Raw genomic sequence first — 12,874 nt, 5'->3', positions numbered from 1 at the left:
GAACGGGCATCTCGAAGTGGCGGGGAACCGGGCCGAGGTGGTCATCGCGAACCCGTCGGGCATTGCGGTGAACGGCGGCGGATTCATCAACACGTCGCGCGCCATTCTCACCACCGGTACGCCGAATTATGCGGGCAATGGTTCGCTCTCCGGATTTAATGTAACGGGCGGCAATATCACGGTCAGCGGCGCGGGGCTCGATGCGTCGAATGTCGATCAGGTTGATTTGCTGTCGCGCGCGGTTCAGGCCAATGCGGCTATCTATGCGAAGAATCTGAATGTCGTGACGGGCGCGAACCGCGTCGATCACGACACGCTCGCGGCCACGCCGATTGCGGGCGATGGGCCCGCGCAGGGTGTTTCCATCGACGTGAGCCATCTCGGCGGTATGTACGCGAACCGCATCGTGCTGGTGGGCACGGAGCTGGGCGTGGGGGTGTCGACCAGGGGCGTCCTCGCGGCGCAGGCCGGCGACCTCGTGCTGACCTCGGCGGGCAAGCTCGTGCTTGCAGGGCAGACCAGCGCGAGCGGCAATATCGGCGCGAGCGCGCACGATGGCATCGATAACAGCGGCACGACCTACGCGCAGCAGGATTTGAACGCGAGCACAGCGGGTGCGCTCACGAATAACGGCACGCTGGCCGCGCAGCGGAACGTTTTCGTCAATGCGGGCAATGTTGTGTCGAGCGGGACGATTGGCGCGGGCGTGAACGGCGATGGTGTCGTAACGCAAGCGGCTGCTCTCACTGTATCCGCTTCGGGCGCGGTGTCGGCGACCGGCCACAACCTCTCGGGCGGCGACGCGGTGTTTTCCGGCCATGGCCTGAACTTCTCGGGCGGCAACACCTCGGCCACGGGCAGCATGACGCTGAACGCTGGCACGGGCGACGCGAACCTTTCGAGCGCGACCGTCAAGGCCGGCCGCACGCTCGCGGCCACTACGGCCGGCACGCTCACGACCGACAATGCGGCAGTCTCGTCGGGCAGCACGCAAACGCTCAACGCGGAGGCCATGTCAAACCGCAGCGGCCAGATCGTTTCGGGCGGCGCACTCAATACGAATGTCGGCGGCGCGCTGAACAACCAGCACGGCACGATGCAGGCGGCCGGTCCGCAAAGCGTGTTCGCGGGCTCGCTGGACAATTCGGCGGGCCATATCCTGTCGCTCAACGGCGACGGGTTGAACCTCGGCGTGGCGGGTACGCTCCTGAACGGCCTTTGTGGCGTGATCGGCGGTAATGGCAATGTCCAGGCAAACGCCTACCGGCTCACGAACCTGGGCCAGATCACCGCGCTCGGCCATGCCACGCTCTCGGCATGGGACCTCGTCAACAGTGGCACGACCGCCGCCGGCGGCGCATTGAACGTAAGCGCGACAGGGGCGCTCTCCAATGCAGGCGGCACGTTCTCGGGTGCATCGACGACGGTTTCCGGCGCATCCATCGACAACACCCGCGGCAACATCAACGGCGATACGCTCGCCCTCTCCGCGACCAATGACCTGGTCAACACAGGCGGCGCCATCTCGCAGTCGGGCACGGCCGCGCAAACCCTTTCCGCCGGCGGCCGGATCGACAACACGGGCGGCACCATCGCAAGCAACGCGACGGACCTGACTGTCCAGGGTACGAGCGTCACGAACGACAGCGGCGCAATCCAGCACGCGGGCGCCGGCAAGCTGAACGTCAGTGGCGCAAGCAGCGTCTCGAACGTTTCGGGCAGGATGGCCACGAACGGTTCGGCCAGCATAACGGGTTCGACAGTGGACAACACGCGCGGAACCATGACCGCGCAGCAGCACCTGAACTCACAGGCACAGCGGCTCGTCAACGAAAGCGGCACGATGGCGGCAGGCCAGACGCTCGACGTCAGCAGTTTCGGGGCGCTCGACAATCGCGGCGGCTCGATGACCGCGACGACCGCGGCCGTATCCGGCGCATCGGTCGACAACTCGAACGGCGACATCAAAGGCGACTCGGTCACGGTCTCGACGCCTGGTGACCTCGTGAACCAGGGCGGCAAGATTGTTCAGTCGGGCGCGGGGGCGCAAGCTGTCACGGCAGGCGGAAGACTCGACAATTCGAACAACGGGCAGATCGCGTCGAATGCGCAAAACCTAATGGTTGCGGGTGCAACCGTCGACAACGATGGCGGCAAGGTACTGCACGCCGGCAGCGGCAAACTCGACGTAAAAGCCGCCGGCAAGGTGTCGAACGTGGGCGGCCAGATTGCCTCGAACGGCTCCGCAGGCGTCACGGGTTCGACGGTGGACAACACGCGCGGAACCATGACCGCGCAGCAAAACCTGAGCGCCCAAGCTCAAACGCTCATCAACGAAAGCGGCAGGATGGCCGCCGGCCAGGCACTCGCCGTCGCCGCTTCCGGGGCGCTCGACAACCGCCGTGGCTCGATGACCGCGACGACCACGACCATATCCGGCGCTTCGGTCGACAACTCGAACGGCGACATCGAAGGCGACTCGGTCGCGGTCTCGACGCCTGGCGACCTCGTGAACCAGGGCGGCAAGATTGTTCAATCGGGGACGGGTGCGCAGACCGTCACGGCTGGCGTAAAACTCGACAATTCAAACGGCGGCCAGATCGCCTCGAACGCGCAAAACCTCACGGTTGCGGGCGCATCCATCGATAACAATGGCGGCAAAGTGCTGCACGCCGGCAGCGGCAAGCTCGACGTGACGGCCACGGGCAACGTATCGAACGCAGGCGGCGAGATCGGCACGAACGGCTCGGCGGCGGTCGCTGGCTCGACCGTCGACAACCGTGATGGCGCGATAACGGCGAAGCACGACGCGAGCATTTCGGGGCAAACGGTCGTGAACGAGAACGCCACGGTAGGCGCGGGCAACGCCCTCGACGTGAAGGCGGCTGGCGTGCTCGACAATCGCGGCGGCGCGCTCATTGGCACAACGACCACGGTTTCGGGTTCGTCCATCGACAATACGAACGGCGACATCGAAGGTACGGCCGTCTCCGTCTCGACACCTGGCGATCTGACGAACGAAAGCGGCACCATTGCGCAATCGGGCGCTGGCGCGCAAACCATCACGGCGGGCAGAACGCTCGACAACTCGAGCGGCGGAAGGATCGCCACGAACGCCAGCAGCCTGTCGGTCACAGCCGCGCAAATCAGCAACGACGGCGGGGCCGTGACGCACGCCGGCACCGGCATGCTAGACATTACGGCGACGGGTGCGCTCTCGAACGTCAGCGGCCAGATCGCCTCGAACGGCTCGGTCGCGACGCAATCCGCGAGCCTCGACAACTCGAACGGCAACATGACCGCGCAGCATATCGCGCGGATCGCGGCAACCAACGGCATCGTCAACCGAAACGGGCTCATTTACGGCCAGGACCATCTGTCCGCCAGCACCCGCGGCAACTTCGACAACACGGACGGCGCGGCGCAGTCCGGTGGCGATCTCGCGCTCACCGCTGGCGGCGCGCTGCTGAACCGGGGCGGCGCGGTCGCTGCGAACGGCGCGCATGGCATGATGAACGTCGCCGCCGGCGCGATCGACAACGCAAACGGCGCGCTCACGAACGCCGGCGACGGCGCAACAACGGTCAGCGCAACGGACATCGACAACACAGCGGGCACGCTGGGCGGTAACGGCGACCTGACGCTGAACGGCCAGACGCTCGAAAACGGCAGCGGCGGCCAGGTCGTCGCAGGCGGCACGGGCACTCTCGCCATCACCAGCACGATCGGGAACAGCGGCGGCACGCTCTACGGCGGCAAGGGGCTGAACGTGGGCCAAGCCACCACCGCTGTCATCAACGATGGCGGAGCGATACTCGGCGGCCTCGATGTATCGGCGAACGTCGCTGCGTTCTCGAATGAAAACGGCAGCGTGCGCGCGAACCGCGACATCGCTGCAAGCGGCGCTATCAGCGGAGACGGCAAAATGACCGCCGGCCGCAACCTCTCGCTCGACATCTCTGACGACTACACGACCGGCACGGCCAACCGCCTGAACGCCGATGCCGATATGTCGATTCACACGAGCGGCACGCTCACCAATACGGGCGAACTCGCGGCGGGCGGCGCGCTGAAAGCAAGCGGCACGAACGTCGTGAACGCGGCCGGCGCGGACATGAACTCGTCGGCAACCACCGTGACGGCGTCTAACACCATCACGAATGCCGGCCTGATCGAAGGCGACGCGGTCACGACGCGCAGCGCGACGCTGGACAACACGGGCGGCATCATCGGCAACACGGTCGCGATCCATGCGAACGACGTGACGAACACCGGCGCAGCGGCCGTGATTGCGGGCGTGGAGCAAGTGAGCATCTATGCTTCGGACTCCGTCACGAATGCGGATGGCGCGCTCATCTACAGCGCGGGCAATCTGGAAATCGCCAAGAACGGCGCGCGCGACGCCTCGGGCGTGCTCGCCAATCAGACCGGCACGCTCACCAACCGCGCGGCCGACATCGAGGCCGAAGGCGATATCGACATCGCGGCGCATACGGTCAACAACATCAGGACGGGTGCGCAGACCGAGGCGGGCACGCCCGAGAGTTCATCGAGCGCGCTCACGCTGTGGACGGCGGACCTGGGCAGCGACTTGTCGTCCAAGGTGTTTTCCACCTACCAGAGCCTCAGCTACCCGCAGTGGCGCTGGAATCCCGGCGGAATCGGCACGGAAGTGCTCCAGAAGCTTGCGAAGCCGATTTCAGTGACGCTCCCCGCCTCGCAGGTCACGAACATCGACACCTCGACGCAGTCGTTCTCGCTGACCACGCCGCTGACCGACCGGTACATGGACTCGAACGGACCGAACGGCGTCTGGAGCGAGCGCACCATCACCAGCAACCCGACGCAGTATTACCAGAGCCTGACGCAGAATGCGGACGGCACGGTGACCATCGCGTTCTGGCCGGACTGGGACGCGAAGACCCAGATCCGCCCCGACCAGGCCGTTGACATGATCCGCTACGACATCGAGCCGGACAATCACGACTACGTTCCGGTCATCGTCACCACAACCACCACCACGCAAACCGACCGGCTCGTGAGCGCGGGCACGGCGGCGCAAATCATCGCCCAGGGCGCCATCCGCATCAATTCCGACGGAGGTTCGATCAACAACGCATCGTCCACCATGGCGGCGGGCGGCGATCTCGTGCGCCGCGCCATGGGCGGCAGCGTGAACGACACCGGCACGGTGCTCCAGCAAACCGGCACGCAGACCGTTGAAGCGACGTACTTCTGGCACCAGAAAAGCGGCGGCAATTCGCACACGCATACGGAAAAGCCATCCATCACCCCCCTCGCTCCGACGACGGTGGATGCGCTACCCGCGATTGCCACGTCCAACCAGACCGTGCAGACCGACGCGCAGACCATCACCATCAATTCGGTGGACCGGCACGGCGAAACCGTGACCGGCTCGGGTGTAGCGGGCGGCGATGCCACGGGCACGCAGCTCGGCAGCGTCACGACGAACGGCAGCGCGACATCGGTGGCGGGCGTGACGGGCCAGGGCGGCGGCGCGACATCGGTCACAGGCGTGAGCGGTCAGGACAGCCACGCACAGACGGTGAACACCACCGACGACCAGACCACGAAGCCGCAGACGCTCGGCACGGCCAGCAGTGGCATCCCCGACCTGAAACTGCCGGTAAACGCGCTCTACACCTACCAGAGCGCGCCGGATGCCAGCTACCTGATCGAGACCAACCCGCGCTTCACGAGTTACACGAAGTTCATCTCCAGCGACTACATGCTCGACCAACTCGGGCTCGATCCGGCACGAACCGCAAAACGCCTGGGCGACGGCTACTACGAGACCATGCTGATCCGCAACCAGGTCACGCAACTCACCGGCCGCGCGCTGCTCGCGGGCTATGCCGACAACCTCGCCGAGTACACTGCGCTGATGAACAACGGCGTGAAGTATGCAAAGGACTTCGGTCTTGCGCCCGGGGTCGGCCTGAGCAGCGCGCAGATGGCGCAACTGACGACCGACATGGTCTGGCTCGTCAGCCAGAGCGTGACGCTGCCCGACGGCTCGCAGCAGGACGTGCTGGTGCCGAAGCTCTATCTTGCGCAGTCGAACACGGTCGACCTCAAGTCCAGCGGCGCGCTGGTGGCGGGCAACCAGGTCATCCAGAACGCAACGGGCGAGTTCAGCAACAGCGGGCACGTCGTGGGCGACGTGGCCACCACCGTCATCGGCAACACGGTCACGAACCGGGGCGTCATCGGCAGCGGCGGCGCGACAACAGTCTCGGCCGTGCAGGACGTGAACAACCTCGGCGGGCGCATCGGCGGCGTGGATACCATCGTGGCAGCAGGCCGCGACATCAACAACGTGAGCACCACCGCGCAGGCGTCCGTGAGTTCCGATATGCCGGGCTTCCATTCGAGTGCGAGCGGCATGGCGGTTCAGTCGGTGGCGACGATATCGGGCTCGAACAGCGTGAGCGCCGTCGCCGCGCGCGACGTGAAGCTGGCGGGCTCGGCCATCACCTCGGGAGGCGACACCACCGTCGCAGCAGGCCGCGACATCGACGCGGGGGCGATCACGCTCACGGCGACGCACGACGCCGGAACGGTGGACGGCCTGAACGGCAGGCATGTCGTGGCGACCCACGAAGCCGGCAGCGCCGTCACAGGCGCGGGCAACGTGACGACCCTCTCGGGGCGCGATACGACGCTCACGGGTTCGAGCGTCGCGGCGGGCGGCGACGTGGCAATGGGCGCAGGCGGACACCTGACGGTGACGGCGGCAAAGGACACCGCCTCATACAGCGGCCAGTCGATGGGCGGCAGCATCGCGCAATCGAAGCGTTCGAGCTACGACGAGCGGGTCCAGGGCAGCAGCGTCAGCGCGGGCGGCAACACGACGCTCGCCGCCGGCCAGGGCGGCAGCGGTGACCTGAACATCATGGGCTCCAGCGTCACGGCGGCAACCGGTGCAACGACCATCGCCGCTACCGGCGACGTCAATATCGGCGGTGTCACGGAAACGCACGATGCGCAGTCCTGGTCGCATCACGATTCCTCCGGCTTCCTCTCCAGGACGCAGACCACGGACGCATCGGAATCGCACCAGACCCTGTCGATCGGCTCGACGGTCGCCGGCGATTCCGTGAACGGCGCGGCCGGGCGTGACATGACGATCAGCGGCTCGACGGTGGCGGCCACGAATGATGTGAACCTCGCGGCGGCGAACAACCTGACCGTGACCACGACGCAGGACACCAGCCAGAACAGCACCTTCCATGAGGAAAGGAAGTCCGGCTTCGGAGCCCTGAGCGGCGGCGGCCTGAGCATCAACTACGGCAACCGCGACCAGAAGGACACCGCGCACGACACAGCGGTGACGAACAACGCCAGCCTCGTCGGCAGCACGGACGGCAGCGTGAACATGGCTGCGGGCAAGGACCTGCGCGTCACGGGCAGCGACATCATCGCCGCGCAGAACGTCACCGGCACCGGCGCGAACGTGACCATCGAGGCCGCACAGGGCACGACGCGTCATGACGAGTCGCACGAGATGAAGCAGAGCGGCTTCACGGTCGGGCTTGCCGGCAGCGTGGGCGATGCGATCAACAACGCGATATCGGAAACACAGGCCGCGAACAACTCTTCGGGCAAGGGCGACAGCCGCGCGGCGGCCCTGCACGGCATCGCGGCGGCCAACGATGCGTTCATGGGCGGCGCAGGCGTGGCGGATCTCGCCTCGGGTGACAAGCCTGATATCGGCGTCAAGGTGTCGTTCGGCACCAGCCAGAGCCGCAGCGATGCCAGCGAGAACCGGACGATCCACAGCGGTTCATCCGTGCAGGCGGGCGGCACGGCGGCGTTCGTGGCGACCGGCGACGGCACGCCGGGCTCGGGCAATGTCACGATTGCCGGTTCGAACGTCAACGCCAATGATGTCGTGCTCGCGGCGAAGGATCAGGTCAACGTCGTCAACACGACCGACACCGACTCGACCCGCAGTTCGAACAGCTCCAGCAGCGCAAGCGTGGGCGTGCAGTACACACTGGGCGGCGGCTTCGGTGTGTCCGCATCGATGAGCAACGCGCACGGCGATGCCAACAGCGATGCGCAGATCCAGAACGCGTCGCACGTGAACGGTGCAAACAGCGTGACGGTTGTTTCCGGCGGCGACACGAACATCATCGGCTCGCAGGTCAACGGCGGCAAGGTCATCGCACACGCTGACGGCAACCTGAACATCGTGAGCGTGCAGGACGTCACCAGCAGCGCGGCGCATCAGAGCAGTGCGGGCGGCGGCTTTACCATCAGCCAGGGCGGCGGCAGCGCGAGCATCAGCGCGCAGAACGGCCACGCGGACGGCAAGTATGCGGGCGTGAACGAACAGGCCGGAATCAATGCGGGCACGGGTGGGTTTGATATCAACGTGAAGGGCAACACGGACCTGACGGGTGCGGTCATCACCAGTGAGGCGGATACCTCGAAGAACAACCTCACGACCGGCACCCTCACCTTCTCCGATATCGCCAACCACTCGGAATACAGTGCGAGCAGTAACGGCATCAGCGCGGGCATGGGTATCGCAAACACCAGCAGAGCCGTGGGGCCGGGTTCGGTTTCCAACGGCGGTGGCGTGTCGCCGATGCTGCCGCAGAGCGACAGCGGCTCGTCGGACGCGACCACGCGCAGCGCGGTGAGCGCGGGCACGATCAACATCATGGACGGCGCGAACCAGAAGCAGGACGTGGCGAGCCTGAGTCGCGACACGGTGGACACGAACGGCAAGGTCGCGAACACGCCGGACCTGAATGCCCTGCTGAACCAGCAGGCGGACCGGATGCAGGCGGCACAGGCAGCGGGCCAGGCAGTGGCGCAGCGTATTGGCGATTATGCGGATGCCCAGGCGAAAGCTACTCACGACCCTGCGTGGGCCGAGGGCGGTGATAAGCGCGCGGCAATGCAGGCAGCGGGCGCGGCTGTGGTGGCGGGGCTTGGTGGTGGTGTGGGTAGTGCTGTCGCGGGCGCGGCCGGTGCGGCGATTGGATCGAAGATGGCGCCGACGCTGAATGAACTGAGCGGTTCGATCGCGGCATCGAATCCGACCGGTGATGCTGATGTGAACAAGGCGCTCGGGAATATCGTAGCGAATGTGGTGGCGACGGGTGCGGGCGCGGCGGCGGGAGGGGCGGGGGCGTTTGCCAGTTCTAACGTGGACCTTTACAACAGGCAACTCCACCCTGACGAAAAGGACGCCATCAAAGACAAGGCAGGCGACGACAAGGCCGAACAGGACAGGCTCACGCGTGCAGCGTGCTATGCCGTGAAGTGCTGGGCAGAGTATCCGCAGGGCAGCGACCAGTACAACGCGAACTATGTGAGCCAGCTTGAAGCGTCGCAGCTCGGGCCTGAGTTGCAATGGGTGAATAACCAGAAAGAGGCCGGGCTGTTCGATTACACGCCGACGCAGAAAATCGGCGATATGGTGAAGAGCGATCCACTGGGCGTGGCGAAGGATGCAGCGACGATGGGCATCGGCGCATATATCACTGCCACTGGAGTGAAATATTGCGCTACGGGTGTAGCGTGTGGCGTTGGCAGCGCGATGGCCGTATCTGGAACCAACGATGTGGCTACCGGAATGAGTGGACTGTACAACCGGTACAACGGAATACCTGAACCAGGAATGAATCCACTGCAAATGGCATTTACATATGTCTCGCCAACGTGGGGCCCAATGCTCTACGATGCGGCATCGCTTGGCGTAGGGATCGCGGCGTTGACTGCACCTGTTCCATTGAAGATGGGGTGGTCAGATGGACTCAATCGCCCCCAGAGCATGTTCGATGTGACTGTTCCAAAGTTTGGCAGCACGACTACGATTCCAGTCTTAAAATGGGTTATTCCCGGCGACGTTAATGCCGCGATCCAAGTGATAAATGTCGGCACGAAGGGCGCAAAAATCGTGGACGACGCACGCAACGCTGGGCAAAAAAAATGAATTGGAAACGTCTTTATGCTCTCGTGCAGACAGCCTGCGTGGTTTGGGGTTCAGCTATAGGTGCTGGGATAGTGTTCGCGATGCTTGCCACAGGATTGTGCCGATTTGCGTTCAATCTTGACGAAAAATCAGCAATGCTGTTTGTGTTTTGTCCCGTGTGCCTAGCGCTGGTGGTCTATTGGGTAAGGAAATTGCCTCCTCGTCTACGAAAAGCCGGAATGATCAGTGATGAATCAGAGAAGTTCGGCCCTTGGTTCAAGGAATGACGATATGAATTCTCGATGGGGTAACCGTGTTCTGGGCGCGCTGTGGGTATGTTTGCTGCTTATCCTCGCGAGCCTCGGGGGAGGGACCGATCTACCTGGTAGCCGGAGAGAATGGTGGCACCTTCTCTTGATGCTTGTGATCGCAGTTGCGCTTATTTGGACCTTTCTGTGGTGGCGAGAAAACCACCAGCTATGAGCAACAACAAACCCGGACTTGAGCCGGGTTTGTTGTTTGTGGAGCCGTTCAGTCCGGCGTGATGACGAGCCTGCCGTGCTGCACTTCGATCCTCACTTGCTGCCCTGCCTCGAAGCCTCGCAGAGCGACAGCGGCTCGTCGGACGCGACCACGCGCAGCGCGGTGAGCGCCGGTACGATCAACATCATGGACGGCGCGAACCAGAAGCAGGACGTGGCGAGCCTGAGTCGCGACACGGTGGACACGAACGGCAAGGTCGCGAACACGCCTGACCTGAACGCCCTGCTGAACCAGCAGGCGGACCGGATGCAGGCGGCACAGGCAGCGGGCCAGGCAGTGGCGCAGCGTATTGGCGATTATGCGGATGCCCAGGCGAAAGCTACTCACGACCCTGCGTGGGCCGAGGGCGGTGATAAGCGCGCGGCAATGCAGGCAGCGGGCGCGGCTGTGGTGGCGGGGCTTGGTGGTGGTGTGGGTAGTGCTGTCGCGGGCGCGGCCGGTGCGGCGATTGGATCGAAGATGGCGCCGACGCTGAATGAACTGAGCGGTTCGATCGCGGCATCGAATCCAACCGGTGATGCTGATGTGAACAAGGCGCTCGGGAACATTGTTGCGAACGTTGTTGCGACCGATGCAGGCGCGGCGGCGGGAGGGGCGGGGGCGTTCTCCGGTTCTAACGTGGACTTGTACAACAGGCAACTTCATCCGGATGAACGGAAGCTGGCGAAAGACATCGCAGATAAAAGCAATGGCCAGTACACGCAGGCGCAGGTTGAAGACCAGATGCGGCTTATGGGGATGTGTACGAGCGGCGGCTGCGTGCCGTCGGGCGTAGCAGAGGAACTGAATGGGCGGACCCCGACCGATCCGGGTGCGGTGTGGATCAACACCGGTTTGACCAACGCAAACGGGAATCCGCTGGTTATCCAGTCGTTGCCGCAGGCAAATCAGGCGTTGCAGTCATTCATCATGGAGAACTACAACTCGGCCGCGCCGGGGCAAGTGCCGAGTGCTTATACGTATACGCCGTCGCCAGTCGGGATGGATGTGCGGGGAACAGTAGCCAATGTGGCGGGGGGAGTTTCGACAGCGGCCGGTAGGTTTAGCGCCGCGACGGCCGCTGCGGCACAAATTCCATCGCCTTATTCGCCGGGTTTTACAACTGCATCTTTTGCTGGAACAGCTGTTGGCATGGCCGCAGATGGAATTGTGCAGATTGCGAAACCCGATGTGGGTCAATACTATGAAAATAGCGTAGTCGGGATTGCTGCAAGTACCATATCTGGCCGAGTTCCTGCCTTGAGTCCCGCAGTGAACGAAGCAGCAAATCAGTTTAATTCCAGCAGCTGGGGAAATTCCATTCAGGAATTTATTAATTCCTCATGGAGCCGCTTTATAGGTTCTGGAGCTGGGAAATGAAATTTATTGCAGATGGGAATTTAACTTGGGGGGCAAGCGTCAGTCTAGTCATTATCGGTCTGGCCATAATGTTTGCTTCCCTCAAGTTTGCGCCGTCGTCTCCATGGAGTGTCATTCCATTATTACTGGGGTTCGGAGTGGCCGCAGTAGGTGGGATGTGCAGTCGGGCACGTATGCTGCACATCAAGCCTTTCGACAACAGCTACAAAAAAGCACGCAAGAGCTACGAAATAAAGGGCGACGAACAGGACAACCCCTGATGACAACCAACCCAGCTTCATTCAAGTTTGTCATTTGCAATGCAGATCAATAGTCATGTAACGACCATGATTTTTTCTCTAAGGAAACCCCATGAAAATTAAATATCTTATCGCATCCATTTTCCCACTCATTGGCGCGTGCTCCGTGCTTGTCCCAGACCTTGCAGACGAAAACCAGGGATTGAAAGGCCAGGCGGCGGAAAACCTGGAGCAATTCTACGGAACCTACCAGGTAGCAAACATCAAAGGCCGGAACTGGGATGTATCGACGATATCCGTCATCCGAGGTGATGCCGCTGGAAATAATCTTCCTCTATTTCGCCTCTACAGGAAAGATGGCAAACAGTTCGATGCGATAACTCCTCGCGTGTGCGGAACCTCGACTACGAGAAGAATGCCTGAAGGCAGCAATGGTACTTATGTGACGTGCGGACTAACGGGCATGATGTCCAATGATCCGTTCCTCGTCTTCGACAATTTTCCTATGACCTTGAAATCAAACGGCCTAATTTTTAAGGATAAGGCCTTTGAAATAAAGCCAGGTGAATATCATCTTTTTCTCGCCTACAAACAGGGCGGCTCGGCCGATTTCGAACTGATACGCATCGATAGCGAAAAATCAAACAATCCAGCATTAAAATAATTATGCCCACCCTTCGATGATTTGCATCATCCACAACTAATTCCCCACGTTATATGATTGCGCCCATCGAATAGTTTGTATATTGCATATAATTTAGCATTTCTAAATACAATTTCA

The 12,874-nt window shown here is 62.6% G+C and carries 5 protein-coding genes; all 5 read left to right on the top strand.

The features are described 5' to 3' along the window. The coding region (locus HV773_RS27670; protein ID WP_175197347.1) for a hemagglutinin repeat-containing protein at positions 1 to 9,973 on the top strand (9,973 nt) is incomplete at its 5' end. Continuing rightward, positions 9,970 to 10,239 carry a hypothetical protein gene (locus HV773_RS27665; RefSeq protein ID WP_160113483.1) on the top strand — a complete coding sequence of 90 codons (270 nt, stop codon included), beginning with the start codon at positions 9,970 to 9,972 and terminating at the stop codon, positions 10,237 to 10,239. The genes HV773_RS27670 and HV773_RS27665, both read left to right, overlap by 4 nt. Before the next feature lie 271 nt (positions 10,240 to 10,510). After that, on the top strand, positions 10,511 to 11,854 hold the full coding sequence (locus tag HV773_RS27660) for a hemolysin (protein WP_129563812.1): 1,344 nt from the start codon (positions 10,511 to 10,513) through the stop codon (positions 11,852 to 11,854). Continuing rightward, entirely contained in the window at positions 11,851 to 12,114 is a 264-nt protein-coding gene (locus HV773_RS27655; RefSeq protein WP_129563813.1) for a hypothetical protein, read from the top strand. Before HV773_RS27660 ends, HV773_RS27655 begins: the two co-directional genes overlap by 4 nt. A gap of 91 nt (positions 12,115 to 12,205) precedes the next feature. Further along, a complete protein-coding gene (locus tag HV773_RS27650) occupies positions 12,206 to 12,757 on the top strand; it encodes a hypothetical protein (protein WP_129563814.1) in 552 nt (183 codons plus the stop codon). Positions 12,758 to 12,874 lie beyond the last annotated feature (117 nt).

It is taken from the genome of Paraburkholderia caffeinitolerans, assembly GCF_902859945.1.
Lineage (GTDB): Bacteria > Pseudomonadota > Gammaproteobacteria > Burkholderiales > Burkholderiaceae > Paraburkholderia > Paraburkholderia caffeinitolerans.
This window is presented reverse-complemented; position numbering and strand designations above follow the sequence as displayed.